The sequence below is a fragment of the Pedobacter sp. AC464 genome (assembly GCF_979253075.1).
In genome coordinates this window covers 1,841,657-1,867,958 of record NZ_CEEDBV010000002.1, presented here as the reverse complement: position 1 = coordinate 1,867,958, position 26,302 = coordinate 1,841,657, and the positions used below count along the sequence as shown (strand labels likewise).

The window sequence follows — 26,302 nt, the reverse complement described above, 5'->3', positions numbered from 1 at the left end:
TCGGATTCTAATCCGATAAAAACATAATGATTATGGATTATAAAAAATCTTATGAAAAGAAATCCCGTTTCAATTAAGAAACGGGATTAATATTTTAAATTATACCGATAAGACTTTAATGGTTATCCGTTTAATGCTGCTGCACCACTCACAATCTCCGTTAACTCAGTTGTAATTGCTGCCTGACGAGCTTGGTTATAAGAAAGTTTTAATGCTTTTAATAACTCACCGGCATTTTCAGTTGCCTTGTCCATTGATGTCATACGTGCGCCATGCTCGGATGCGTGTGAATCAAGTACTGCTTTATACAGCTGAATTTTTATCGACTTTGGAATTAACTGTTCAACGATTTCTTCCTGAGAAGGTTCTAAAATATAATCTACATTTGTAGATTTCTTGTCAGTGTTAACTTCAGCTTCTTCCGCCTTTGGCAAAGGCAACAATTGCTCCGTTGTAATAAACTGTACAGCGGCATTTCTAAAACGATTGTAAACCACTTCTACTTTATCAAAGTCACCTTTAATAAAACCAGCCATAATAGCATCGGTAATTTTAGTTACGTTTTCAAAAGTAAGTGCAGAATATACTTCGTTATTGTTGCCAATAACATTGTATTTGCGTTTCTCGTAAAAGTCCTGAGTTTTCTTACCGATAGAAATGATGCTAACGTTACCGTTTTTCAACTGTTCGCTATATTTTTCAGCTATTAAATTGTTAGCCGCTTTAATTACGTTCATGTTAAAAGCACCAGCCAAACCACGGTTTGATGATACTGTTATAATTAAAACCTTATTAGGTTCACGCTCTTGAATAAAAGGCGATGAAGAACCCTCTAAACTCGCCGAAAGGTTTCCTAAAATCTCTTTCAGTTTAGTTGCATAAGGACGTAAAGCGATAATTGCATTCGTAGCACGTTTCAACTTGGCAGCCGAAACCATTTTCATAGCTTTGGTAATTTGCTGTGTTGATTGTACCGATGCAATCCGGTTTCTTACTTCTTTTAAATTAGCCATTCTTTAATAAGTGTAAAGTAAAAAGTTAAAAGTGTAAAGTTTGAACTTTCTACTTTTAACTTTGAACTCTATTTAGTATTTACTTGAAATCTCTTTTGCCACCGTGTCTAAAACACCAGTAATGGTATCATCAAATTTACCAGCTTTTAACGCCGCTAAAGTTTCAGGATGACGCATTTCCAGTTGAGTTAAAAATTCTGTTTCAAATTCTTTAACCTTGTTAACCGGAACGTTACGCATTAAGTTTTTAGTACCAGCGTAAACAATTGCAACTTGTTTCTCTACAGTAAATGGCGAGAATTGCGCTTGTTTTAGCATTTCAACGTTACGTGCACCTTTATCTAAAACCGATTTCGTTGCAGCATCTAAGTCAGAACCGAATTTAGAGAACGCCTCTAACTCGCGGTATTGAGCCTGATCTAACTTTAAAGTACCTGATACTTTTTTCATCGATTTAATTTGAGCGTTACCACCCACACGCGATACCGAAATACCTACGTTAATTGCCGGACGAATACCAGAGTTGAACAAGTTCGACTCTAAGAAAATCTGACCATCAGTAATCGAGATTACGTTTGTTGGAATATAAGCAGAAACGTCTCCCGCTTGTGTTTCAATAATTGGTAAAGCTGTTAATGAACCACCACCTTTAACGATGTGTCTAATCGATTCTGGCAAATCATTCATGTTTTTCGCGATATCATCATTCGCGTTGATTTTCGCAGCTCTTTCTAACAAACGACTGTGTAAGTAGAAAACATCACCTGGATATGCCTCACGGCCCGGTGGACGACGAAGTAATAACGATACCTCACGGTAAGCAACCGCTTGTTTAGATAAATCATCATAAACAATTAAAGCTGGTCTACCCGTATCACGGAAAAACTCACCAATTGCAGCACCGGCAAACGGAGCGTAGAACTGCATTGGAGCAGGGTCAGCAGCCGAAGCAGCAACAACAACTGTATATGGTAAAGCGCCGTTTTCTTCAAGTGTACGTACAATGTTTGCAACGGTAGAGTTTTTCTGACCGATAGCTACATAGATACAGAACACAGGCTGGCCTGCTTCATAAAATTCTTTCTGGTTAATAATGGTATCGATACAAACCGCAGTTTTACCAATCTGACGGTCGCCAATAACCAACTCACGCTGACCACGACCGATTGGAATCATTGCATCAATTGCTTTAATACCAGTTTGTAAAGGCTCATTTACCGGCTGACGATAAATTACACCTGGTGCTTTACGCTCTAAAGGCATTTCGTAAGTTTCACCAAGAATCGGACCTTTACCATCCAAAGGCTCTCCTAAAGTGTTAACCACGCGGCCAAGCATACCTTCACCAACTTTAATAGAGGCAATTTTTTTGGTCCGTTTAATTGTATCACCTTCTTTAATCTCGTCAAAAGCACCCAAAAGTACCACACCAACGTTATCTTCTTCAAGGTTTAATACAATTCCTTGCAGGCCGTTTGCAAATTCAACCAACTCTCCCGATTGAACTTTAGTTAAACCGTAAACGCGGGCAATACCGTCGCCCACTTGCAATACGGTACCAACTTCTTCCAGTTCGGTTTCTGATTTGAAGCCCGCCAATTGCTGTCTGATAATTGCCGATACTTCGTCTGGTCTTACCTCTACCATAGTTTTAATTATATCTTTTTGTAAATGTAAATCTTGTAGTTCTTTTGTTATTTTGGTCCCGCTTTCTGCTTAATTTTTGTCCGTCCATTATACTCAGGATGACAAAAATACCGCTGTCAATCGGGTTTATATGTTATTGTGCTGTAGCTCTTCTGTTATTTCAGTATCCCTCAAAGTTCAAAAACCTTTCTTGATACCAACTATTTTATGCTCCTAAGCCGCAAATTCTTTTTTCAGTTTACTTAAGCTACTGGCAATACTTGCATCAAATTGCTTATCTCCAACCTTAAGTATAAATCCGCCAATCAAATTCGCATTAACTTTTTCGTTTAACACAACCTGATTTGCACCTAATTCTTTTTTCACAATGGAAACAATTTCGTCTTTAGCTGAAGCACTTAACGGAGTTGCTGTTGTAACATCAGCAGTAACGATACCCTTAAGCACATTATATTGATGTATGAATTGTTTAGCCGTAGCAAATAACACAACCGAACGGCCTTTATTAACGACAGTTTTGAAGAATGTTAGGGTTAACTTTCCTACTTTATCACCAAAAATGCCATTCAAAATGCCAGCTTTTTTATCAAGTGGCATAATCGGATTTTTCAGTATGGCCTCAAGTTCCGGGGTTGCATCAACCACTTTTTTAAATAATACCATATCATTGTAAGCAGCCTCCAAAGTATTACCTTCAATGGCTAAGTCTAATAATGATTTGGCGTATCTGCCTGCAACTTTAATTTCTGACATATATTTTGAGTCGTAAGTTGTAAGTGATAAGTGATAAGTTTTAGTTGCGGATTAAAAAACCTTGCAACTGCGCCTAGTACTTAAAACTTAAAACGTAATACTTATAACTTAATTTAATTCAACGTCTTTTAACAAGTTAGCAACTAAAGCTTCTTGTTTAGTTTTATCATCTAGCTGCGTACGTAAAACACGTTCAGCAATTTCTAATGATAAAGTAGAAACCTGGTCTTTAACCTCAGCTAGCGCCGCTTTCTTTTGGTTTTCGATTTCGATTTTAGCTTTCTCAATTAATTTAGCACCTTCTACCTGAGCTTGTTTTTTAGCCTCGTTTAAGATACCGTCTTTTAAGGTTTTAGCTTCCTTTAAAATTTCATCGCGTTCAGCACGGGCTTGTTGCATCAAATCTTGATTCTGACTTGTTAAACGAGCCATTTCTTGCTTTGCCAATTCAGCTTTGTTTAGCGCCTCATCAATACTTTGCTCACGTTCGTGAATAGCACCTAAAATAGGTTTCCATGCAAACTTTCTAAGTAGAATCAATAAGCAGATAAACGCTAATGATGTCCAAAAAACCAATCCTATGCTTGGGGTTACTAAATCCATTTTATCTAATTTTTTTAATCTTAATCTTGTTAATTAAGATAGAGTAAATAACCAATCGTTAGATACTCTATCTAATTTTTTCCAGTTTGAATTACTGAGGATTGTTACCTAATAATGCAACTACCACACCGAATAAAGCAGCACCCTCAATAAGGGCAGCAGCGATAATCATTGCAGTCTGAATTTTTGATGCAGCTTCTGGTTGACGAGCAATACCTTCCATTGCTTTACCACCTACTTGACCGATACCGATACCTGCACCGATTACTGCTAAACCGGCACCAATTGCCGCGATTGAACCTACCATAACTAATTTATTTATATTGATTTGTAAAAAATAGTTTCTATTAATGATGTTCTTCTACTGCCATACCAATAAATAAGGCAGTAAGTAATGTGAAAATAAAGGCCTGTAAAAATGCTACTAACAATTCCAACACATCCATAAATAAAACGAATGCAACTGAAACCGGAGCAATAGCCAATGTTTCGAAAATAAATATTAACGATATTAAACTTAATACAATGATGTGACCGGCTGTAATGTTAGCAAACAAACGAATCATTAAAGCGAACGGCTTAGAAATGATACCAATGAGCTCTACAGGAATCATAATCGGGTACAACCAAAATGGAACATCTGGTTTAAAAATGTGTTTCCAATAATACTTATTGCCGTTAATGTTGACGATTATCATCGTTCCTAGCGCCATAACAAAAGTTAAAGCAATGTTACCAGTAACGTTCGCACCACCCGGAAAAATCGGGATTAAACCAAATATGTTATTAAACAGAATGAAGAAAAACGTAGTTAATAAATACGGCATAAACTTGGCGTATTTATGACCAATATTTGGTTTAGCAATATCATCTCTAACAAAAATGATGATTGGCTCAATGAAAGACTGCAAACCTTTTGGAGATTTACCAACACGCTTTTTGTAAGCACCGGCTACCGAAATAAAAACGATTAGGATAACAAATATAGCAACAAACATTGCCGCAACGTTCTTGGTGATAGAGAAATCTAAAACAGATGCTTCTTCATCAATTTTGCCATCGGCACCAACCACCTTTACATGGTCTTCTTCTAAACGGTATTTGTTGTATTTACCCTGATAATCTTCTTCACCATGATGGAAATGCGCCGAAGAGAATACTTCCAATCCACCGTTAGTATATAAAATTACAGGAAGAGGCAAGGAAGTGTGACCCCAAAGATGCCACATGTGCGAATCTGCAATGTGCTCCATAATCACTTTTGTCGGCTCGAATTTTTCTTTGCCATGCGCTACAGCAGCATGCTCACCAGAAACTTCTTCTGCAGTTTTAGCAACAGCACTATCAACAGGAACAACAGCACTATCAGCTTGAGCGAAAGTATCAATTTTGATAGATAAAAACGCGATTAAAAGCGTAAAAACAACAATTACCTTCTTAACTTTAGATACTAAAACTTGGTTACAATCCATTTATTGGCAGATTTTTACTTTAAATTTTGGTGGCGCAAGTTACGCAACAAACAGTATATTTCAAAGGCAGAAAACAATAAATATAAAGAAAAAAAATTTACGAGAAACACAACACCTAATCCCTTCTCTTTTATACTGTAAATCAACACAAAAGCCATACAAAAAATCATCTTCACAGCAATCGATCCCATAATGGCCATAATTCCTACTTCCGGGTCTTTTTTTATTCCAATATCGACAAGCAAATAAGCTATAAAAGTGATGCCTGCTAAGAAGCCAAACAGAAGCCAAAAGTTTTTAACGAAAAGCTGCGTGCCAGGAAAAATCGTCGGCAGAATCGCAATAATGCCTATTAAAACCCCAACAAATATTAAATAGAAACTGGTAAATTTGGCTAGATTCAACGGAATAATGTTTGCAAATAAAAACTCCCGCAAAGATAAGATTTTTAGTATCAACTAAGTAGTGAGAAAATAATTATTGTTAGATTGCTGAAGCAGTTAAACCCGTTAATTGGTTAGCTGAGGTAAATATCCTAATGCTGAATTCACTTAATTAACTGTTTGCCCCATCTTTTTAAACAGGCTAGCAATATAACCTTTAGCAATTATTTAGTTGCCTGCCTAATTGCCTGGTATAGGGCAATGCCAACACCAACCAGCGCAAAAACTGCGGTAATAATGTTGGTTTTGCTGTGCCGGTGTTCGTCTATTTTGTAACCGATAAAAGTGAACAGCCCGATAGTCGCTATCATTTGGAAGCCTATTGCAGAATATTTCGCAGCGGCATTAACCTTTTTTTTGCTGTCTTCGAGGTTTGGCTTTTCCATTTTATAATACAATAATTAAGTTAACTTTGGATAATTAAATTTTTGCCAGGTAAAATATTTTTACCTATATTTTGTTTATTGTATATAACTAACGCGATTTTTTATAATTGAAAAAATACACCGACAAAACCCTATCTCCCTTCATTTTACTTTTCAGTGCATTCTTTATTTACGGCTGTGTAGCCAATAAAGATACTGCCGTAGACCGAAAGATGCAAAACTTAACGGCCCGGTATAACTATATCTATAACTCAAATGTTTTATTAACAGAATACAATGAAGGTTTGCTGCAAACCTATGCTGATAATTACGAAAAAATATTGCCGGTTTATTTAGACCCCGAACCGCAAATCACTCTGACGCTAACACCATCGGTAGCGAACAAGCCGTTAGACGATGTTATTTTTAAAGGTCAGGCGATTATTAACGAAAAAAGCTTTAGCAATTATATAGATGATGCATATATGCTTTTGGGTAAGGCCAATTATTTGAAAGGGAATTATTTTATCGCTTCTGAATACTTTGATTACACCGCCAAAACCTATAAAAACAATTTAAAAACTTTCATCATGGCGATGAACTGGAAAGCGAGAAGCCAGATGGAGTTGAACAATATGGTTTATGCAGATAAGATTCTTGACACCATGCTACGTGCTCAGGATGAATTGAAGAGAGATTTGCCTGAGCCCCTGGCTACAACTGCGCAGATGCGTATTTATCAGAAACGAAACAAGGAAGCGATTTTATTATTGGAAACCGCCATAAGAACAGCTGATGAAAAGCAATTAAGAATTCGCTGGCAATATATTCTTGCACAGCTACAGGAGAAGGAAAACGACCTTCAAAATGCCTTTATTAATTATACCAAGGTTGAAAACAGTAATGCGCCTTTTGAGATGTATTTCCATGCAAATCTGCAGCGAATTAAACTGCGGGCCTTAATTAGTGGCTACAAAATAAATGAAGATAAGGCATTGCTGGCATTGCTTAAAGATGATAAAAATTTCGATTATACTGACCAGATTTATTATCAGGTTGGCGAATTATTCGCAAAAGAAAATAACTTTTCAAAAGCGGAAGACGCCTACATAAAATCAGTTAAAAACAGCACGAGAAATCAAAATCAAAAAGCCTTATCTTATTTAAAAATTGCTGATTTGAATTTCAGTGAATTTAAAAACTACATCAAGGCAAAAAGGTACTACGACAGCACAGTTTTAATTCTACCAAAAAATTTCCCGGATTACGATAACATTGTAAAAAAAGCCGAAAACCTCCAGTATCTGTCAGACCGGTACACCTTAATTTCGAAGGAAGACACTTTGCAGGCAATTGCAAAACTGCCCGAGAGCGAAAGAGCAGCAAAAATTAAAGATTATTTAAGGCCGAAAGTTGAAGTGTCTACCGTTGTAAACAATAATGCGCAAGTGCTGAACAGTTCCTCATTCCCGGGTGAAAATGTAACCGTTTCTGCAAGTAGTGTTGGCAGCGGCAATACATTTTACTTTAATAACAATGCTGCAATCAGTAATGGCTTCGCCGATTTCAAAAAGCGTTGGGGAAACCGGCAACTCGAAGATAACTGGCGCCAGAGTGTGCGTTCATCCGCCCAGGAAACAAGCCAGATTTTGGCGGGTGGAAATGTTGTAAATGGAATTACGCCTTTAAACACCGGTACGGCCTCAACGGAAGCAGACCAAACATCGTTAGAAAAACAATTTGCTGATGCACTTCCACTAACCCCTGCTTTGGTTGCCACATCAAACCAAAAAATAATCGATGCTCATTTCGAAATTGCAAGCTTCTATCAGCAGGAGCTTAACGATAAAGCTGAAGCAAATAAGGTTTACCTCGAATTGTTAAAAAGGTTTCCTGATAACAACCATCTTGCTGCAATTTATTACAGTCTTTATTTGAATTATAAAGGCAACGAAGAAGGCAAATCGAACGAATATCGCCAGGCGGTTTTAACAAAGTTTCCTGAATCTAACTTCGCAAAAACGATTTTAGACCCATCTTATTCTGTAAAACAAGATGCGCTCGAAAATGCAATTAACCAAGGTTACAATAATGCATTTGATGCATACGCTCAAAAAAATTATCCGGGAGTAATTAAACAAGCTTCAGATAATATAACTGCTTACCCAAACAGTGGCTTGGCACCTCAATATGCTTATTTAAAAGCGATTTCCGTTGGCAGAACTGCAAAAGTTGATGCACTTTTAACGGAATTTAATTCGATTACAGCAAATTATCCAAATGATTTAATCATCACACCGTTGGTGAGAGACCATCTAAAGTACATCGAGGCAAACATGGAAGAATTTAAACGTCGTCCTGTTGCTTTAATAGATTTTGATGCAAAAGAACCGAGATTTGTAAGTCAGGCCGCACCTGCTAATGCGAAACCAAAGCCTATCGAAAATATAAATGCCGCAGTTACGCCAGAGCTTACGCCAAAAACTACCGAAAAACAAACAGCAAAACCAGTTGAAGCTGATACAGATTTAGCTAAGCCAGCTAGCATATTTAGCACGGCAACATCAAATACTTACTATTATGTGATAGATGTTGCAGATGCTTCCTTAACTTTGAGCTCTTCGAGATTTGGGATTGGGCAGTTTAACCGCGGTAACTATCCTGATAATGATTTGGCCCATAAATTGGTAGAGTTAGATGATGACCAACTAATTTATGTAACCAGTTTTGTGGATTTGGAAGATGCAAAAATTTATGAAGAGAGCATTAAAAGTTCCTTGAAAAACATAATGAAGGTGCCAGCCAATAAATACAAGAGTTTCATCATCAGTAAAGAGAATTTCGAAAAACTAACAGATAGAAATCGTGTTAACGATTATCTGGAGTTTTACAAAAACAATTATTAAAATGAACAAACCACTTTCTGCAGCCGACGAAAAAAGATACAACCTTCGAATATGGAAAATTGTAATCGGCGGAATTGCACTATTTGCCATTTTCATTTCTATGATGGGTTTTGGCCTCTTTGGAACTTTGCCTTCTTTCAGAGATATTGAACATCCAAAAAGCAATCAGGCATCAGAAATTATTGCCGACGACGGTAGAACGCTTGGAACATATTTCGTACAAAACCGTTCGAACGTTACCTATAAAGAAATTTCACCAAATGTAATAAACGGCTTAATTGCCACGGAAGACACGCGTTTTAAAGAACATTCCGGAATAGACTTTCAACGTACATTTACCATCATAGGTTATAATTTAATCGGAAAAAAACAAGGTGGCAGTACCATTACGCAGCAATTGGCGCTTAATCTATTTTCGGAAGAAGGCAGACAACGGAATTTTTTTAAACGGGTTATGCAGAAGTTTAAAGAATGGGTTGTGGCAGTTAAGCTTGAAAGAAATTACACAAAGGAAGAGATTATCACCATGTACCTTAACACGGTCGATTTCGGAAATCAGGCCTATGGAATAAAATCGGCGGCAAGGGTTTACTTTAACACTACACCAGATAAATTAACAGTTCCACAGGCAGCAACTTTGGTCGGCATGCAAAAAGGCATAACCATGTATTCTCCAACACGCAATCCTGAGCGTTCAAAAGCGAGAAGAAATACGGTAATGGCCATGATGGTTAAATCAGATTTTTTAACTCAACAACAATTCGACGAAGAGAAAGAAACACCACTTAACCTCCATTTTAATGCGGCAACTGTAAATGATGGCATTGCACCGTACTTCCGCTCGGTGTTAAAAGCCGACATAAAAAATATTTTTGAGGAGCAGGGAATAACTAAACCAGATGGAACGCCTTACGACTTAGATCGCGATGGTTTAAAGGTTTATACAACCCTTAACTATGATATGCAGCAATATGCAGAAGAGGCTCAAAAAGAATACATGAAAGTATTGCAGGCACAGTTTATCAATAGCTGGAAAGGAAGAAATCCTTTCAGGGATAAGGCGTTGCAGATTGAACAGGGTGTTAAACGTTCTGACAGATATAAATCACTAAAGCTGGAAGGCAAAACTGATGAGGAGATAAAGGCCGATTTTAACACGCCTACAGACTTAACAATTTTTACCTGGAAAGGAAATGTTGATACCACAATGAAACCGATTGATTCGGTACGGTATTACAAGATGTTGCTAAGAAATGCTATGATGAGCATGGACCCGACTACAGGTTATGTTAAAGCCTGGGTTGGAGGCATAAATTATGAACATTTTAAGTACGACCAGGTAAAAATGGGAACCCGCCAGGTAGGTTCTACAGCAAAACCTTTTACCTATACGGTTGCTGTAGAAAACGGCTTTTCGCCATGCTTAACAGTGCCAAATGTTCCTGTAACGATTGATGGATATGGCGAACCCTGGACACCGAAATCTTCAGGTGCACCTCTACCTGGTTCAATTACTTTACAAAAAGCCCTGGCTTATTCACAAAACTATGTAACCGCATACCTGATGAAACAAGTTGGCCCGGTTGCGGTTTCTGCGCTTGCAACGAAAATGGGTATACCGAACGTACCGCCTTACCCTTCTATTGCGCTTGGTACTTTCGATGCGTCAATCTACAATATGGTTGGTGCTTACGGTACTTTTGCTAATAAAGGTGTTTACACGAAACCAGTTTACCTGCTTAGGGTTGAAGATAAAAATGGTGTTGTACTATTCTCTCAAAAAGCAATTCCGAAGCCTGTGGTGAGTGAGGAAGTTGCGTACGTTATGACCAGAATGCTTAAGGGTGTAGTAACGGGGGGAACAGGATACCGGCTAATCAATAAATATAAAGTAAATGCACCAATAGGCGGCAAAACTGGTACCACGCAGAACAATTCTGACGGATGGTTCATGGCGATTACACCTCAGCTGGTAACAGGAATCTGGACGGGTTGTGAGGATAGGGCATTCCACTTTTTAAGTACCAGCCAGGGGGAAGGTGCCAATACAGCGCTCCCAATATTTGCAGGTTTTATAAAGCGGGTTTATGCAAATCCAGGTTTAAAGATCAGTCATGCAGATTTTGAAGCACCAAAGTCTGGCGTTTCAATTGTATTTGATTGTAACTTATACCAAAAGCAAGAGGAAGGCACAACCGAATTGGATGAAAAGCTTGGTTTCTAAAGGCTGATACCACAAATATCTTCACAAATAATATCCCTTGAGAAATAGATTTTCGTTTCCGAAATTCTATTTTTGTATTTAAATGAGCAGTTTCGACCATAAAACAGCATTAACGGCAATTCCGCATAAACCTGGCGTATACCAATATTGGGATGCGGATGGAAAGTTAATGTATATCGGAAAAGCGAAGGATTTGCGTAACCGTGTTGGCTCCTATTTCAACACCGATAAAAATCAGTTTAACGGAAAAACACGGGTACTGGTTTCGAAAATAAGAAAGATAACCTTTACCATTGTTGATACCGAAATTGACGCCTGGTTACTCGAAAACAGCCTGATAAAAAAGCATCAGCCTAAGTTTAACATCAACTTAAAGGATGATAAAACCTATCCCTGGATTATTGTTAAAAACGAAAATTATCCACGGATTTACTGGACTAGAAAAGTTATAAAGGATGGTTCGACATATTTTGGCCCTTATGGTTCGATAGGAATGATGCACACTATTCTCGATTTGATAAAAGAAACTTATCCGCTTAGAACCTGCTCGCTACCATTAAACGAACAAAACATCGCAGAAGGAAAGTTTAGGGTTTGCCTGGAATATCAGATTGGAAATTGCAAAGGGCCATGCCAGGCTTACCAGACAGAAAGCGATTACGATAAGAATATTGCGGAAATAAAAGAGATTTTAAATGGTAAAATCGGCAACGTTATCCGCGATGTTAAAAGCGTTATTAAAACAGCATCTGAAGATCTTAATTTCGAATTGGCACATCAATATTCGAGGAGGTTACAGGTTTTGGAGAAATACCAAAGTAAATCAACAGTGGTAAACAGCGCAATTACAAATGTCGACGTGGTGAGCATTGCCTCCGATGAACGTTATGCATTTGTAAACTACCTGAAGGTGATGAATGGAACGATTATCCAAACACAGACCATTGAAGTAAAAAAGCAGTTAGATGAAAGCGACGATGAAATATTAACGCTTGCTTTGCTCGAGTTCAGAACAAAATTTAGCAGCACCTCAAGGGAAATTATTGTTCCTTTTGAACCTTCGCTGGAAGACGAAAGTTTACGTTTTACTGTACCAAAACTAGGAGAGAAAAAGAAACTTCTGGAGCTTTCTCAAAAAAACGTTTTGTTTTTTAAAAAAGAAAAACTGAATCAATACGAGAAACTGAATCCAGATTTACGCACCGACAGGATTTTAACGACCATGCAAAAGGACTTGCGTTTAACGCAACTTCCCAAGCATATAGAATGTTTTGATAACTCAAATTTCCAGGGAAAATATCCGGTTTCGGCAATTGTTGTATTTAAAGATGCGAAGCCGTCGAAAAAAGATTATCGCCACTTTAATGTGAAAACTGTTGAAGGACCGAATGATTTCGCGACCATGGAGGAGGCAGTTTTCAGGCGTTACAGGAGAATGTTAGATGAAGACCAGCCACTGCCGCAGCTGATAATTATTGATGGTGGTAAAGGGCAATTATCATCGGCCGTAAAAAGCTTGAAACTGCTTGGTATCGAAAATAAAGTTACAATAATAGGTATAGCAAAACGTTTGGAAGAATTATTTTATCCCGGCGATTCTTACCCGCTATACCTTGATAAAAAGTCTGAAACGTTAAAGGTTATTCAACAACTGCGTGATGAAGCCCACCGTTTTGGAATCACATTTCACCGGAAGAAAAGAGATCAGGGTACCTTGAAAACTGAACTGGAACAAATTCCGGCTATTGGAAAAACAACAGCTGACAGGTTGCTTACTCATTTTAAATCTGTTAAAAAAATTAAAGAAGCAACAGAAAAAGAGTTAAGTGAAGTGCTCAACAAAAAGCAAATTATTACCCTATTGGAATACTTTAAACAAGCCTAGCTTTCTAGCGTAAAGGCGGTATTAGTTCCCAGGAACTAAAGTAAGGTAAATAAAAAAAGCTTCGATAAAAATCGAAGCTTTTTGTTTAGTATTCCCAAAGTCCCTGTTCGTAATCAAGAACCGATTTCTTAATTTTTTCTGATTCCATTAACCTTTCCCTTGGGTCGGTAATGATGTCTCTTAACTTGTTATCTCCCGGGTTGGATTCCTTAACAATATAACTACTGAATAAGCGGCGGATGAAAAAATCATCAAAGCTCAGCGTAGAGGCATCATTGTTGGTATTAATCAACCTTTTATGCGCTATTATTGGCCTGAGTTCATCGTAACTTACCCAAAAAACCGGCTGCCATTGTTTCGAAGATTCAATAAATTTCATTGGCGCAATGCCAACAATACGAGGTTCGAATATCGAACGTTTAACGTCAAAAATCCAGTCTTCTTTAATTCTAAATTTCAAAAATGATTCAGGATTCAAGTCGTTTGCAACCGTTTTTACAGTTCCTGCTTTCGAATCTGTAACCTCTACAGTACCTGCAGCCTGCATTAAAGCAGTATCGGCAGTTAGTGGATTTGTAAAAGCATCATCTTCGTTATTTAACGTATCAAATGGCGAATAGGCTGTAAGTTCTTCTGATTTTACTGCGGAGATCAAAACATCAATCAGTCTGGATTTTGGAGACTTGAGCGATGAATTTACCGTATCACGAAGATCGATTTCACGCCAGATTCTCTTAGCATAGAACACATCCTCCTCACGTACATCCGCCAAAGGAACCATTTCCGTACTGTCTATGTCTTTGCGGGCGTAAAAACCATCTTTTGGCGGCACCTTTAGCTTCTTCTTAACGGTTAACTTTTTAGTGCTGTCAACCGGTGCAACTGTATTACCAGCATTGTTACTTGTAGTTGTTGCCACACCCTTCTTTTTTAAAGGCGTTTGTGCAAAAACAAATCCGGTAGATAAAACCAATACAGCGATGCTTAAAATCCTTTTCATCTTCTTCTATTTAACTGTAAACGCCAATGAAGGCAAAACATTCTGGCGACCATCTGGCCCTACAGAAACAATATCTTCAAAAAACACCCTTGTACCTGGCGTAATCGAATTTATAGCAGTTCTAACAGCACCTGCGAAACCACCGCCGCTACCCGAAATCGTAATAGCATCAGAACGGGGCTTTATAATTGTTAGCTTATAGCGCTGAATTTTAAATCTTACATCGAACGGAAAATCATCTAAATCCGCTTCAATTTCCGATTCGCTTTTCAATTGTACTGATGCAATATCGCCACCAGACCTGCCACCAACTTTAGCAGTAGGTTTTGGAATAGCCTTAACCCTAAATTTTTGTGAACCAAGACTAATGCTTTTGCCTGCATTTGATGCTGTAACGTTGATTGACACTTCCGAACCAACCTGAGAACCACTTGCAAGTACATTGTATTTGCCTGCGCCAGTTTTACTCATCGAAGCTCCAGAGGCACTTGCATTAACACTTTCCAAAGGAAAACCAGCCGCTGATACAGAGAACGGATTAGGAATACCTGCATAGATCACATTCATCTTATCTGATGAAACGTTAGCCGAAGGTTTCGCTACCTGATAGCTTTGTTCTGGCGTTTTGTACTCTTTAATCTGCCCATCGGTTTGACGAACGCGAATCGTTCCTACCCACTTAAACACGCCAACGCTTCCTGTACTGCCGGTATAAGTTCCTTTACCTTCCTTTACTGACAGCTTACCGCCGCCAACAGTGATGTCAGGATTTGACCGGGAATCACTAGCTGTTAAAAAAACCTCAGCGGTGTATGGCTGACCCTGGATAACGTAAGAAGTTGGCGCTACAGCAACTGCGGCGAACTTATCAATATTAACTACAGCTTTATCCATGTTTCCGAACAATTTTTTAACTACTTCGGCCTCTGCATTTTTTGTATCGGTTTGAAGTTTGGTTAAAATTGTCATTGCCGCGGTTAATGGAGTGCCCTCACCGAATAATGTTTCCTGCCAGTTACCTTTTCTTTTTCTAACCGGATCTTTCGCTTCTAAAGAAAAAGTTACGCCTGCCCTATCTTCAGGGTTTAGCAAAGCAATCAGCTTTTCGCGGGTTGCGTTAATTTTAGCCTTCAACTTTTCGCCCTCTTTTTGATTAATCATCAAATTTGGAGCAATATCCTGATTATCACGATTGGTCAAGTCACCAGTCTCCGGATTAATTCCGTCACCAGCTGTGGTAAACTGCTTTTTAATGCCTTCAATGTAATTGTTCAGGTCGTCAGCTGCAGCTTTTGCTTGCTTCGCTTTTTCGTAAATTGGTTGAGCCCGAGCTGGTTCTTCCTTTAATTTAGAATTCTCGAAAGAAGAAAAAAGCTGCTCTATACCTGTATTTACGTTGTTTTTTGACGTATCCAAACTATCATTGATATTTTTGAATGCATCTAATATTGTATCTGATACGTTTAAGGCTAGCATGGCCAACAATACCAAATACATGATATTGATCATCCGCTGCCTTGTTGTTTCTTTTCCGCCTGCCATTTTTTATGTAGCTTTCTATTTAAAATTAAAAACTAGATAAATTATACGCGAGGGCTGTTCATAGCCGAAAGCATATTTCCGTAAATCGCATTAAGAGATGATAGGTTTTTAGCCAACTTATTCACTTCTTCTTTAAACTGTTTAGAATCTTCCATCGATTCGTTAAAGTTTTGCATGGTAAGCGATAAGTTTGAATAAAATTTATTCATCGATTTTAAATGTGCGCTCGAATCTTGCAATTCTAACTCATAAACTGCGTTTAATGCCGACAAGTTTTTCGCTAAGTTATTTACCTGATCATGATAAGCCTGAGAATCTACATTGCTTTCACCCATTGCTTTCAAGTTAGCGGTCGCTTTTTCAAAAGATGCACTCAAATTATCGAAACCAGCTGAAGCCGTTTTTACTTTACCTGTAAATTCATTTGTTGCCAGTGATGCATCTGCAACGCTCGATATTGAGGCTACTTTATCACCAAAGGTGCGTAAACCATTGCCTAAACTTTCAATTAATTCTGGTCCCACTTTAGCATCAGATAACATTTTATCTAAAGCTGCAGATGTTGGCGCAGAAACTGCAGCAACCGGTCTGGCTGGTGCTGTTGGCAACTCACCTTTAAAATCCTCCCTCAATTCAGGATAAACCCGCTCCCATGCTGGTTCTGGTTCTGGTGGAAAAAATCCGGTTAAGAAGAATAAGATTGCCTCAACGCCAAGACCGATACCTATCATATAGTTACCCAATATCCCGCCAATGTGCAAAATCTTAAATAATGCCCCAACAATTACAATACTTGCTCCCCATGAAATCGCTACGTGTAACCAGCTTGGTTGTTTTTTTGCTGCCATAAAATTTTAATGTTTTTCTTTAGTTTTTAGTTGTTTTGGTTTATTTAGTTTCTTAAATCAGTTCCAGGGTAAGCCGAAACGCATCTGAAACCGATGTAAGATCTTTGTTGGTCTTGATACTCATAAGTTGATACAGCATTTTGTAAAAAATAGCCAGTATCTTTCCACGAACCACCTTTTACCACTTTACGTTTTAAATATTTGCTGTCATCTTTACCTGCAACGTAGGTAAAGTTAGGGTTTAAATCATGCAATAACGGACCTGATGATTTATTATAGGCCGTTTTTGTCCACTCGGCTACGTTACCAGACATGTTGTACAAGCCATAATCATTTGGGAAGTACGAACGCACACCAACGGTGTAAATTCCACCATCACTTGAGTAATCACCACGGCCCGGCTTGAAGTTAGCTTGTAAGCAACCTTTAGTATTTCTGATGTAGGGACCGCCCCATGGATATTTAGTTTTGGTATTTCCACCTCTTGCGGCATACTCAAATTCAGTTTCTGCAGGTAAATCATAATCCATCCGTGCATTCATAGGCATTTTTCTTGCAGATGCTACGCCCTGGTAAAGCTGCGTACGCCAGTGTGAAAAAGCTTTCGCCTGTTCCCAGCTTACACCTACAACGGGATAATCATCATAAGACGGGTGATTATAATAACCGCGAACCATCGGGTCATTTTGAGAATATGAATAATCTGTCTTCCAAACCATTGTATCCGGATAAACAGCAATACTATACCTATCTATATAATCCTGGCGCTTGCTGTTTGGATCTTTGTGTCCAAGAGCAGCTTTATCAAGATTTAAAATTCCATAAGAGTACTCCAACTTACGAACATCAATCTCCTTACGTCCTGGCAAAGCATCTAAACCTGAATAATACATATTATCCAATTGACTTGCGTTTGCAGCAGCGGCACCTTTTCCTTTGCCGCTCCAAATCCCGGATCCATTTCCAACCTTTTTCCAGTCGATATATTTTTCACCACCAAGTGCGCCAGCGGCGGCACCTTTTTGTGTCATCATATATTGTTGCGGATAGCCCATCATTACAATGGCAATTGAATCTCTTACCCATTTCGTAAACTGACGATACTCAGCATTAGAAATTTCGGTTTGATCCATGAAAAAAGCACTGATTGTAGTCATTCTGCTTGGGCCGGCCTGTGAAAATGTAATATCTTCATCAGAACCACCAAGTGGTGTATGACCTGGCGGAATATAAACCATGCCCAGGGGAATACGCTGGTTCTTAAATTTTCGGTTGTATGAACCCACAAGTTCACCCTGGCCACCGTGGCCGCAGCTCTCAAGAAGTACCGTTAAACCAATTATAGCTAGTAAGTAGATTTTCTTCATATATCCTTTATAGTGTACTAAACACAATTAGCAATTGTATCAAAAATGATTTAATTAAGCAACAATATATAAAATTTTACACGAAAGTACCTTTATTAGGGTATAAGTATGTTTTTTTAAGAACCTATACCTAACATTTTCGTTAAATTTTGCCACATTATTCTGCTATAACTCCGAATGCTGTAGTTTATTGTTACTCAGGAAAAAAATAGAGGGAATCTTTATTTGTTAGAAACTTTGATGTAGTTTTCAATAGCCATAGTCATTGATGGAACGCCTGGTGTTGGCGCAGCAATATCAACAACTAAACCCATATCCGTTACAGCCTTACTTGTATTAACTCCAAACGCCGCAATTCTAGTATTATTTTGTTGGAAGTTGGGAAAATTTTTAAAAAGCGATTGAATGCTCGAAGGACTAAAAAATGCGATGACATCGTAGAACACTTCCGCCAAATCGGAAAGATCACTAACTACAGTTTTAAAAAGCACGGCAGGCGTGAAATTGTAACCACTTTTTTCGAGAAATTTCATCGTGTCTTCTGTCGCAACATCCGAGCATGGATATAAAAATTTCTCATTGGCATGCTTTTTCAAAACTTCAGCCAAGTCTGCAGCCGTTTGCTTTCCGAAGAAAATTTTTCGTTTTCTGTATTGTATGTATTTTTGAAGATACAAAGCTATCGTTTCAGAAAGGCAGAAATATTTCAGTTCTGCAGGTACGTCGTAACGCATTTCCTCGCATATTCTAAAAAAGTGATCAGCTGCATTTCTACTGGTAAAAATCACAGCGGTGAAATCTGCCAAATTGATCTTGTCTTTTCTGAAATCCCTCGCAGGCACACCTTCCACGTGAATAAAAGATCTAAAATCGACTTTAAGGTTATGCTTTTTAGCTAAATCGTAGTAGGGAGATTTTTCTGTTTCAGGCTTCGGTAAAGTAACTAAAACACTTTTCACTTTACGGATTCTAGAGTCGTTCTTTTCTTGCATTTTCCTTTTTCTGCTACAAACCTATCGTTTTAATTAGTATTAAGACAGGACATATTTCGAGGGCGCAAAAGTACAGAATTAAATGCATTTTCGAAAACTTATTATTAGAAAGTATTGTAATCCCGGCTCTTAGCAACTGGAAAGCAAAAATTATCACTAAAAGTAAGATAGCCAGGCTGATGTATATTAACCCGTATTTTAGTGGAGATAAGGCAAAAGCGACAACAAGTGGTATAAATAGCAATGAAGCATTAAAGTAGCTCAAATACAGAATGGAAATGTACTCATTAACAGGCTTTTGCATGTTAAAAAGATAACCTAAAAACCTGAGTATGATAAGCTTTAAAGCATAAAAAACGATGATTATAATCGAAATGCTAAAGAAAAATTTAAAGCCATCTTTTGCCTGATACATATCGTAATACTGTGCAACAAGGAAAAAAAACATTCCTAAAATGAATCCGAATTGTATAAAGAGCAACAAAAAAGGCCAGGAACTGAAGAGGTTATCTTCTTTATTAATGTTGTTTAGAATTCGGTTACTGAAAAAGGATTGAACAATTGCGGAGAGCTGCTTGCTGAAGGCGTTTTTTAGTATAGCGAAAATGACAAGCATGGCAAAAATAAATCCGAGAAGACCCACATTTCCTTTCGGTATACGCCTGCCAAGCTGGTAGGGATTAACCTTTTTCTTGGCGTACTGATACCTTTTTTGCCAGGCCAGTAAATCGAGCTTTGGGAATAAATACTCTTTTTGCACACTATCTAGCAGCGCCGTCCGATTAATTAAACGTTCTGGCAAAACCCAGGTATGGTGAATTATGGAATCGGTGACGTATTTCTGTCTGGCCAGCGTAGCTGAATCAGGCCGGTATCGCCGGTATTGATACTTAACCACCGAGATTGAATCTACCTTAGCCGGAATCTGTTGTGCAGCAACAAAGTTTGCAAAAAACAGAAACGCGAATAAAAATAAAATGACCTTCGGCATATTCTAAAAATAACATCGCAAAAGTAGTCGAATATTCATTGTTTACCTAAAGAAAATAAATGGATTTAGATAATGCTGTATCTTTGTAGCAATGTCCGGTATCTATATTCATATTCCTTTTTGCAAAAAAGCGTGTCACTATTGCGACTTCCATTTCAGTACATCACTGCAATATGCTGATGAGATGGTGGAAGCCATCTGCAAGGAAATTTCGATGAAAAGAGATAGGATTGCCGGCAACGTGGGTTCAATATATCTTGGCGGTGGAACACCTTCAATCTTACCTCAAGCTGCCTTGCAGAGAATTTTCGATGCAATAAATCACAACTTTTCAGTCGCTGGAGATGCAGAGATTACAATTGAGGCAAATCCGGATGATTTGACGCCACAAAAATTGAAAGAATTAAAAGCCCTGCCGGTTAATCGCTTCAGCGTTGGGGTTCAATCTTTCTTTAACGAGGATCTAATTTGGATGAACCGGGCGCACAATTCACAGGAGGCAGAAACCTGCATTAAGAGAAGTCAGGATGCTGGCTTCGAAAACCTAACACTCGATTTAATTTATGGCTACCCGATGTTAACCGATGAAAAATGGTTGAACAACATCGCGAAAGCAATTGATTTAAAAGTGCCTCACATTTCTGCCTATGCGCTAACGGTTGAGCCGAGAACAGCACTGGCACACGCAATAAAGACCAAAAAACAAACTCCGGTAAATGATAGCCAAAGTGCGGAACAGTTTATTATTTTGATGAAAGCGTTAACCGAAGCAGGTTTTGAGCACTATGAAATTTCGAATTTTGCTAGGCCGGGTTGTTATGCTGTTCATAATACAAATTATTGGAAAGGCGTTAATTACATTGGCATCGGGCCATCGGCACATGGTTTCGATGGACAAAACCGTTACATGAACCCCGCTAATAATACACTTTACATCGAAAAGCTAGAGGGCAACAAGTTGCCTGAAATTGTTGAAGAACTCAGTTTAAACGATCGCTTTAATGAATATGTGATGACCTCTCTCAGAACGATGTGGGGAACCGATTTGCAAAAAATTAAGACCGCTTTTGGTACTGATTTCCTGAAAGAAACACTGCACAACCTTCGTAACTTAGATAAGGATTGGCTGGTAATTGACGAGAATAAAATCAGGCTGAGCCAGAATGGAAAACTTTTTGCCGACCATATTGCAGCTGAGTTGTTTATTGTAAATGATTAAATCGATCTGGGATTAATGCTTTCAGCTAACCAATCGAGAACTTATACTTTATCATTAAAAATTTATCATTCCATTATAATTTTATATGTCGAAAATAGTTTGGATTACAGGTGCCTCTTCCGGAATTGGGGAAGCCTTGGTTTACGAGTATTTTAAGGCTGGAGATAAGTTAATTATTTCAGGCCGCAACCGTGATGAGTTGTTCAGGGTGAAGGGGAATTGCCAAAATTCATTTAACGTACATGTTTTGGCCTTCGATTTAAGTGAAACTGAAACTTTATTGAATAAAGCCGAAGATGCAATCAAAATTTTTGGGAAGATTGATATATTGATAAATAGCGGTGGTGTTAGTCAGAGAGCCCTTTCTTTGGAAACCAGTTTAACGACAGAGCAGAAAATTATGGACACCAATTTTTGGGGAACAGTAGTTTTAAGCAAAGCCGTTTTGCCATTAATGATTAAGAGCGGTGGCGGACAAATCGTTGTAATAAGCAGTTTGGTAGGTAAATTCGGAACTAAATTTCGGTCGGCATATTCGGCTTCGAAACATGCTTTACATGGTTATTTCGATTCATTACGGTCTGAGGTTTACGATAAGAATATCGATATTACCATTGTTTGCCCGGGTTTTATAAAAACAAATGTTTCAATAAATGCACTAACGGCCTCAGGAAAGAAACAGGAAACGATGGACGATGCGCAAGCTAATGGGATGAGTGCCAAAGAATGTGCAGGAGAAATTATTAAGGCAATTAGCGCAAAAAAAGAAGAAGTATACATTGGAGGGAGCGAAACAAAAGCGGTTTTACTGAAACGATTTTTCCCAAAGTTATTTTCAAAAAAAATAAGAGAAGCCAAGGTAATATAGTAGCTGTAAAAATTTGAGCTGTTGATACCGCTTCGCTAAGAAGTTTAAGTGGCTTGCACAGCCTTATCTATCTAAACCGTATTGAAGCGGTATCCCCCGGTTTTTCTCCGGGGATTTAGCAAAAAGACGGACTGATTTCCCCGAAGAACTATTGGAGAACCTTTCCAATAAAAAATTAAAAGCCTTATTTACAGCTAGTTAATTAAAAAGTTAATTTCTAAAAAACCAAGTATCTGTTACCTGTCGTAAATGAACACAAATAACAGAACTTAAAAATTAGAAATAATGAAAAAATTAATCTTATCAGCATTTGCTGTTTTCACAATGGCAATTTCAACACAAGTTTACGCTCAAAAAAACCCAATGGTAGGTGGAGCAGCAATGTACGCTACTAAAGATATTGTAGATAACGCAGTAAATTCTAAAGACCACACTACACTTGTTGAAGCAGTAAAAGCTGCCGGTTTAGTAGAAACCCTAAAAAGTGCTGGCCCGTTCACGGTTTTCGCTCCAACTAATGCTGCTTTCGCTAAATTGCCTGCAGGAACAGTTGAGACTTTAGTAAAACCAGAAAACAAAGCTTTGCTTACAAAAATTTTAACTTACCATGTAGTTGCTGGCAAAATGGACAGCAAAGCAATCGCAAAAGCTATTAAAGCTGGTGGTGGTAAAGCAGAATTTACAACTGTACAAGGCGAAAAATTATCAGCGCACATGATGGGCAAAAAATTAATGCTTACTGACGCTAAAGGCGGAATGAGTACAGTAACAATTGCAGATGTAAATCAAAAAAATGGCGTTATCCATGTGATTGACACTGTTTTGATGCCAAAATAATATTCACATCCCTATAATTTAAGATGAAACGTTTCTGCAAATTGCAGAGACGTTTTTTTTGCTTAAAATTAATCGGCAGGCATGTATTTTGTCAGCCGCTTTTCAGGTTTTAGAATTCGTAGCAATTGATGATGATAAGTGTTTAATTTTGAGCCATTATAAGCGAATCAAAAAACAAACCGGTTTTAAAACCCAAATTAACAATCAGGATAGATGCATCCCAGCCTAAAAAGAATTCAGCAAAATATTGAGCCGCTAAGGCAACAAATAATAAACCATCAGATTTATTCGGAGATAAATGAGTTGGAAGATCTTCGTGTATTTATGGAGCACCACGTTTTTGCAGTTTGGGATTTCATGTCGTTATTGAAGGCATTACAAATTAACCTTACTTGTACTACGCTACCATGGTTTCCTGTTGGCGATGCGGTTACGAGGCAATTAATTAACGAAATTGTTGCCGGAGAAGAAAGTGACCTTGATGCAGAAGGCAACATTAAAAGTCATTTCGAAATTTATCTGGATGCAATGGTTCAATGTGGAGCGAACGTTGGGCCGATTAACAACTTCTTAATTTCGTTGCAAAAAGGCCGCGATTTTGAAATGGCATTCGAGTTGGCACAGGTACCGCAATCTGCCAGAAATTTTATCAATGCTACTTTCGCAACAATAAACAGTGGCAAAAAGCATTTACAGGCCGCGAGCTTTACTTTTGGGCGTGAAGATTTAATTCCAAACATGTTTATGAGCATGGTAAACGATTTGAATACCACAAATCCAGAGCGTGTTTCTACTTTTAAATATTACCTGGAACGCCACATTGAGGTTGATGGCGATCACCACAGTCATTTGGCATTAGCGATGACTGAAAAATTATGTGAAAACGATGAGGCATTTTGGCTTGAAGCTGAGCAAACAGCAAAGTCGGCCCTACAAAAACGCATCGATTTATGGGATGCTGCCTATGCGGAAATCGCTGTCAGAAAAATTTTAGCCTAGGTTAAGAAAACGTAAATTTTGAATTAAGTAATTTACGTCACATTTGTTTTTGTTTTTCTATTTTGTAAAATAAAATTTACATTTTTGTTGTTCGGCACAAATAACAGATTTTAAAGCGCATGAGTTTCATTCTAAAACCAGTTGATATCGTTGAGCACATTACTCCGGAAGATTTCAAAAAAAACTATTTAAAAACCAAAAAACCATTAGTTATCAGGGGCCTAACAAAAGATTGGCCTGCAAGAGAAAAATGGACAACGGAATATTTAAAAGAAATTGGTGGCGATTTGGAAGTGCCATTGTATGATAACTCGAAAGCCGACCCGTCTAAGCCGATTAACGCGGCAACAGCACATATGAAATTTGGCGATTACCTTGATTTAATTAAGCGTGAACCCACAGAGCTTAGAATATTTTTCTTCAACTTATTTAAAAAAGTCCCGAGCTTGATTAACGATGTAAAAATTCCTAAAGATTTGATGGGCGGTTTCATTGAAAGCATGCCAGCAATGTTTTTCGGTGGTTCCAACTCGGTAACTTTCCTTCATTACGATATCGATTTGCCACACATTTTTCACACACATTTTGGTGGAAGGAAACACATTGTGCTTTTCGATAACAAATGGAAAGATAGATTGTATTGTTTACCAAATGCGACTTATGCTTTGGAAGATTATGATGTAGCAAACCCGGATTTTGAAAAATTCCCAGCCTTAAATGGTGTTGAGGGGTACGAAGTTTTCTTAGAGCATGGTGATACTTTATTTATGCCGACCGGAATGTGGCATTGGATGAAGTATTTGGATGGTTCGTTCTCATTAAGCCTGCGTGCATGGGACCAATCGATTAGTCGCAAGGTAGCCAGCGTTTGGAGTTTGTTTACCCATGGCGCTATCGACAGCCTTATAAAAATGACCTTTAAAGAGAAGTATGCAAACTGGAGAGAGAAGAAAGCAGTTAAAATTGCAGAAAAAGCATTAGCAAAAGGAAGACCTTAAAATAAAATATCCCGAACCACGTTTAATCGGTTTGGGGAAAGCAATTTCAACGGGGAATCGATGTATCGGTAGCCCCGTTTTTTGTTTCAGTAATGGTTATACAAAGCCTGTTTGAGCAGAAGCAATGAAAAATTTAACCGCTCCGAAAAACTCAATCTAAATAATGCAAAACGAAATACTTAGCGAAAAACAAAAAATGCTTGCCGGAAAAGCCTACCAGGCAGGCGATGCAGAATTATCAAAAGAACGGTTAAAGGCCCGTGAGCTTGTTTTTGAATTTAATAACCTTGCACCGAAATTTATTAAACAACGTAAAGAATTAATAAAAAGATTGTTTGGCAAAACAGAAAGAATGTTTTACATCGAGCCACCTTTTCGTTGCGATTATGGCTATAATATTGAGATTGGCGAAAACTTCTACGCAAACTTTAACCTCGTGATTTTGGATTGTGCTAAAGTAAGTATTGGAAACAGCGTTTTTATTGCGCCAAATGTTGCAATTTATACCGCCGGGCATCCTATTCACGCCCATCTTCGAGATCAAGAGCATGAATGGGCACAGGAAATTACAATCGGCAACAGCGTTTGGATTGGCGGAAACGTAGTGATAAACCCAGGTGTAAAAATTGGCTCGAACGTGGTAATTGGTTCAGGAAGCGTGGTAACCAGATCCATACCGGATAACGTTTTTGCTGCGGGAAATCCGTGCAGGGTTATCCGTCACTTAACCGACGACGACAAAGATTTTTATTATAAAGATTTTAAACTAGGAGAATAAAATTCAGTAAAATAAATAGTGCATTGCAATGAGAAATTTTTCTTGCTCGCACAACAGAAAGATTTTCCGTTTTACCTTCTACCTTAAGCTTAATTATTTCTAGCTAGAGTGGTCTACAAATATTTTCCAGTCGCCATTAAGCTTTTTAAAAAGCAATGTAAAATAGCCTTGTGGTTCATCTTGCTGGCGTTTTAAGTGCCAGCTTCCCAAAACAAAAGCCACATCTTTATTTAAAAAGTTAACTTTTTTAATACCGAAAGTTAGCTGGCCCATACCTGCCTTACCACTATAAGTTTTCTTATAACTATCTAACGTTTGCTGCCAGCCATAAGTTGGCCCTTTGCTGCCAACAAATAGCAGGCTGTCGCTTTTTACATAGCCTTGCATAAAGGCCTCGAGGTCTCCTTTGTTCCAGTTAAGACGCTGGTTTTCGAGTACGCTTAAAATGGCCTGTTTGTCTTTTGCAGTTTGTGCAAAGCTTTCTAGTGAAAATATAAGAAAAGCAAGGATTAAAATTGTCTTCATATTTATTGGCTCTTGTTGTAAAGATAT

The 26,302-nt window shown here is 38.1% G+C and carries 24 protein-coding genes; 9 read left to right on the top strand and 15 right to left on the bottom strand.

Going from position 1 to position 26,302, the window contains the following annotated elements; genetic code table 11:
• Window positions 1-122 precede the first annotated feature (122 nt).
• The 8 genes from atpG to AC0IWT_RS19080 all read right to left on the bottom strand — a co-directional run bounded on the left by atpG (window position 123) and on the right by AC0IWT_RS19080 (window position 6,317).
• Complete coding sequence (gene atpG, locus AC0IWT_RS19115) at window positions 123-1,013, bottom strand: ATP synthase F1 subunit gamma (RefSeq protein ID WP_471798379.1); 891 nt, start codon at window positions 1,011-1,013, stop codon at window positions 123-125.
• A gap of 72 nt (window positions 1,014-1,085) precedes the next feature.
• The gene (gene atpA / locus AC0IWT_RS19110) at window positions 1,086-2,660 is read right to left on the bottom strand and encodes a F0F1 ATP synthase subunit alpha (protein ID WP_056871960.1); all 1,575 of its coding nucleotides are present in this window, start codon (window positions 2,658-2,660) and stop codon (window positions 1,086-1,088) included.
• 213 nt (window positions 2,661-2,873) lie between these two features.
• Window positions 2,874-3,413: an ATP synthase F1 subunit delta gene (gene atpH / locus AC0IWT_RS19105; protein WP_056871961.1), complete on the bottom strand. Its 540-nt coding sequence runs from the start codon at window positions 3,411-3,413 to the stop codon at window positions 2,874-2,876.
• A gap of 108 nt (window positions 3,414-3,521) precedes the next feature.
• Window positions 3,522-4,016 (bottom strand): F0F1 ATP synthase subunit B, encoded by a 495-nt coding sequence (locus tag AC0IWT_RS19100; protein WP_056087866.1) that lies wholly within the window; start codon window positions 4,014-4,016, stop codon window positions 3,522-3,524.
• Window positions 4,017-4,107: 91 nt separating this feature from the next.
• Entirely contained in the window at window positions 4,108-4,323 is a 216-nt protein-coding gene (gene atpE / locus AC0IWT_RS19095) for an ATP synthase F0 subunit C (RefSeq protein ID WP_056087863.1), read from the bottom strand.
• Between the two features lie 40 nt (window positions 4,324-4,363).
• Window positions 4,364-5,488 carry a F0F1 ATP synthase subunit A gene (gene atpB / locus AC0IWT_RS19090; RefSeq protein ID WP_471798378.1) on the bottom strand — a complete coding sequence of 375 codons (1,125 nt, stop codon included), beginning with the start codon at window positions 5,486-5,488 and terminating at the stop codon, window positions 4,364-4,366.
• A gap of 14 nt (window positions 5,489-5,502) precedes the next feature.
• Window positions 5,503-5,946, bottom strand: a complete 444-nt coding sequence (locus AC0IWT_RS19085; RefSeq protein WP_471798377.1) for a hypothetical protein — start codon at window positions 5,944-5,946, stop codon at window positions 5,503-5,505.
• 149 nt (window positions 5,947-6,095) lie between these two features.
• Window positions 6,096-6,317: an AtpZ/AtpI family protein gene (locus AC0IWT_RS19080; RefSeq protein ID WP_056871963.1), complete on the bottom strand. Its 222-nt coding sequence runs from the start codon at window positions 6,315-6,317 to the stop codon at window positions 6,096-6,098.
• Between the two features lie 107 nt (window positions 6,318-6,424).
• Here AC0IWT_RS19080 and porW point away from each other — a divergent pair, with 107 nt between their 5' ends.
• The 3 genes from porW to uvrC all read left to right on the top strand — a co-directional run bounded on the left by porW (window position 6,425) and on the right by uvrC (window position 13,311).
• On the top strand, window positions 6,425-9,202 hold the full coding sequence (gene porW / locus AC0IWT_RS19075; protein WP_471798376.1) for a type IX secretion system periplasmic lipoprotein PorW/SprE: 2,778 nt from the start codon (window positions 6,425-6,427) through the stop codon (window positions 9,200-9,202).
• Window position 9,203: 1 nt separating this feature from the next.
• Window positions 9,204-11,426, top strand: coding sequence for a transglycosylase domain-containing protein (locus tag AC0IWT_RS19070; RefSeq protein WP_471798375.1), 2,223 nt, complete (start codon window positions 9,204-9,206; stop codon window positions 11,424-11,426).
• 82 nt (window positions 11,427-11,508) lie between these two features.
• Window positions 11,509-13,311: an excinuclease ABC subunit UvrC gene (gene uvrC, locus AC0IWT_RS19065; protein WP_471798374.1), complete on the top strand. Its 1,803-nt coding sequence runs from the start codon at window positions 11,509-11,511 to the stop codon at window positions 13,309-13,311.
• An 85-nt stretch (window positions 13,312-13,396) separates the two neighbouring features.
• Here uvrC and porN read toward each other — a convergent pair whose 3' ends face one another.
• The 6 genes from porN to AC0IWT_RS19035 all read right to left on the bottom strand — a co-directional run bounded on the left by porN (window position 13,397) and on the right by AC0IWT_RS19035 (window position 20,051).
• The gene (gene porN / locus AC0IWT_RS19060) at window positions 13,397-14,311 is read right to left on the bottom strand and encodes a type IX secretion system ring subunit PorN/GldN (RefSeq protein ID WP_471798373.1); all 915 of its coding nucleotides are present in this window, start codon (window positions 14,309-14,311) and stop codon (window positions 13,397-13,399) included.
• 6 nt (window positions 14,312-14,317) lie between these two features.
• On the bottom strand, window positions 14,318-15,853 hold the full coding sequence (porM, locus tag AC0IWT_RS19055) for a type IX secretion system motor protein PorM/GldM (protein ID WP_056871968.1): 1,536 nt from the start codon (window positions 15,851-15,853) through the stop codon (window positions 14,318-14,320).
• A gap of 41 nt (window positions 15,854-15,894) precedes the next feature.
• Entirely contained in the window at window positions 15,895-16,701 is an 807-nt protein-coding gene (gene porL / locus AC0IWT_RS19050) for a type IX secretion system motor protein PorL/GldL (protein WP_471798372.1), read from the bottom strand.
• 44 nt (window positions 16,702-16,745) lie between these two features.
• Window positions 16,746-18,068 carry a T9SS ring complex lipoprotein PorK/GldK gene (porK, locus tag AC0IWT_RS19045; protein WP_471798371.1) on the bottom strand — a complete coding sequence of 441 codons (1,323 nt, stop codon included), beginning with the start codon at window positions 18,066-18,068 and terminating at the stop codon, window positions 16,746-16,748.
• A gap of 221 nt (window positions 18,069-18,289) precedes the next feature.
• Window positions 18,290-19,060: a uroporphyrinogen-III synthase gene (locus tag AC0IWT_RS19040; protein WP_056871971.1), complete on the bottom strand. Its 771-nt coding sequence runs from the start codon at window positions 19,058-19,060 to the stop codon at window positions 18,290-18,292.
• A 13-nt stretch (window positions 19,061-19,073) separates the two neighbouring features.
• Complete coding sequence (locus AC0IWT_RS19035) at window positions 19,074-20,051, bottom strand: DUF4271 domain-containing protein (protein WP_471798370.1); 978 nt, start codon at window positions 20,049-20,051, stop codon at window positions 19,074-19,076.
• A gap of 91 nt (window positions 20,052-20,142) precedes the next feature.
• Here AC0IWT_RS19035 and hemW point away from each other — a divergent pair, with 91 nt between their 5' ends.
• From hemW to AC0IWT_RS19005, 6 genes are all read left to right on the top strand, one after another.
• On the top strand, window positions 20,143-21,270 hold the full coding sequence (gene hemW, locus AC0IWT_RS19030) for a radical SAM family heme chaperone HemW (RefSeq protein ID WP_471798369.1): 1,128 nt from the start codon (window positions 20,143-20,145) through the stop codon (window positions 21,268-21,270).
• Window positions 21,271-21,355: 85 nt separating this feature from the next.
• Window positions 21,356-22,138 carry an SDR family oxidoreductase gene (locus tag AC0IWT_RS19025; protein ID WP_471798368.1) on the top strand — a complete coding sequence of 261 codons (783 nt, stop codon included), beginning with the start codon at window positions 21,356-21,358 and terminating at the stop codon, window positions 22,136-22,138.
• 285 nt (window positions 22,139-22,423) lie between these two features.
• On the top strand, window positions 22,424-22,975 hold the full coding sequence (locus AC0IWT_RS19020; protein WP_082491637.1) for a fasciclin domain-containing protein: 552 nt from the start codon (window positions 22,424-22,426) through the stop codon (window positions 22,973-22,975).
• 213 nt (window positions 22,976-23,188) lie between these two features.
• Window positions 23,189-23,974: a DUF3050 domain-containing protein gene (locus tag AC0IWT_RS19015; RefSeq protein WP_471798367.1), complete on the top strand. Its 786-nt coding sequence runs from the start codon at window positions 23,189-23,191 to the stop codon at window positions 23,972-23,974.
• Window positions 23,975-24,093: 119 nt separating this feature from the next.
• Complete coding sequence (locus tag AC0IWT_RS19010; protein ID WP_056871974.1) at window positions 24,094-24,972, top strand: cupin-like domain-containing protein; 879 nt, start codon at window positions 24,094-24,096, stop codon at window positions 24,970-24,972.
• A gap of 163 nt (window positions 24,973-25,135) precedes the next feature.
• Window positions 25,136-25,750 carry a sugar O-acetyltransferase gene (locus AC0IWT_RS19005; protein WP_200940357.1) on the top strand — a complete coding sequence of 205 codons (615 nt, stop codon included), beginning with the start codon at window positions 25,136-25,138 and terminating at the stop codon, window positions 25,748-25,750.
• A 99-nt stretch (window positions 25,751-25,849) separates the two neighbouring features.
• Here AC0IWT_RS19005 and AC0IWT_RS19000 read toward each other — a convergent pair whose 3' ends face one another.
• Window positions 25,850-26,275 (bottom strand): YybH family protein, encoded by a 426-nt coding sequence (locus AC0IWT_RS19000; protein WP_471798366.1) that lies wholly within the window; start codon window positions 26,273-26,275, stop codon window positions 25,850-25,852.
• Window positions 26,276-26,302 lie beyond the last annotated feature (27 nt).

Bases quoted from the DNA above. Each gene is read 5' to 3' on its own strand.
- atpG (WP_471798379.1), bottom strand. From the start codon at position 1,013: ATGGCTAATTTAAAAGAAGTAAGAAACCGGATTGCATCGGTACAATCA.
- atpA (WP_056871960.1), bottom strand. From the start codon at position 2,660: ATGGTAGAGGTAAGACCAGACGAAGTATCGGCAATTATCAGACAGCAA.
- atpH (WP_056871961.1), bottom strand. From the start codon at position 3,413: ATGTCAGAAATTAAAGTTGCAGGCAGATACGCCAAATCATTATTAGAC.
- AC0IWT_RS19100 (WP_056087866.1), bottom strand. From the start codon at position 4,016: ATGGATTTAGTAACCCCAAGCATAGGATTGGTTTTTTGGACATCATTA.
- atpE (WP_056087863.1), bottom strand. From the start codon at position 4,323: ATGGTAGGTTCAATCGCGGCAATTGGTGCCGGTTTAGCAGTAATCGGT.
- atpB (WP_471798378.1), bottom strand. From the start codon at position 5,488: ATGGATTGTAACCAAGTTTTAGTATCTAAAGTTAAGAAGGTAATTGTT.
- AC0IWT_RS19080 (WP_056871963.1), bottom strand. From the start codon at position 6,317: ATGGAAAAGCCAAACCTCGAAGACAGCAAAAAAAAGGTTAATGCCGCT.
- AC0IWT_RS19070 (WP_471798375.1), top strand. From the start codon at position 9,204: ATGAACAAACCACTTTCTGCAGCCGACGAAAAAAGATACAACCTTCGA.
- uvrC (WP_471798374.1), top strand. From the start codon at position 11,509: ATGAGCAGTTTCGACCATAAAACAGCATTAACGGCAATTCCGCATAAA.
- porN (WP_471798373.1), bottom strand. From the start codon at position 14,311: ATGAAAAGGATTTTAAGCATCGCTGTATTGGTTTTATCTACCGGATTT.
- porM (WP_056871968.1), bottom strand. From the start codon at position 15,853: ATGGCAGGCGGAAAAGAAACAACAAGGCAGCGGATGATCAATATCATG.
- porL (WP_471798372.1), bottom strand. From the start codon at position 16,701: ATGGCAGCAAAAAAACAACCAAGCTGGTTACACGTAGCGATTTCATGG.
- porK (WP_471798371.1), bottom strand. From the start codon at position 18,068: ATGAAGAAAATCTACTTACTAGCTATAATTGGTTTAACGGTACTTCTT.
- AC0IWT_RS19040 (WP_056871971.1), bottom strand. From the start codon at position 19,060: ATGCAAGAAAAGAACGACTCTAGAATCCGTAAAGTGAAAAGTGTTTTA.
- AC0IWT_RS19035 (WP_471798370.1), bottom strand. From the start codon at position 20,051: ATGCCGAAGGTCATTTTATTTTTATTCGCGTTTCTGTTTTTTGCAAAC.
- hemW (WP_471798369.1), top strand. From the start codon at position 20,143: ATGTCCGGTATCTATATTCATATTCCTTTTTGCAAAAAAGCGTGTCAC.
- AC0IWT_RS19025 (WP_471798368.1), top strand. From the start codon at position 21,356: ATGTCGAAAATAGTTTGGATTACAGGTGCCTCTTCCGGAATTGGGGAA.
- AC0IWT_RS19020 (WP_082491637.1), top strand. From the start codon at position 22,424: ATGAAAAAATTAATCTTATCAGCATTTGCTGTTTTCACAATGGCAATT.
- AC0IWT_RS19015 (WP_471798367.1), top strand. From the start codon at position 23,189: ATGCATCCCAGCCTAAAAAGAATTCAGCAAAATATTGAGCCGCTAAGG.
- AC0IWT_RS19010 (WP_056871974.1), top strand. From the start codon at position 24,094: ATGAGTTTCATTCTAAAACCAGTTGATATCGTTGAGCACATTACTCCG.
- AC0IWT_RS19005 (WP_200940357.1), top strand. From the start codon at position 25,136: ATGCAAAACGAAATACTTAGCGAAAAACAAAAAATGCTTGCCGGAAAA.
- AC0IWT_RS19000 (WP_471798366.1), bottom strand. From the start codon at position 26,275: ATGAAGACAATTTTAATCCTTGCTTTTCTTATATTTTCACTAGAAAGC.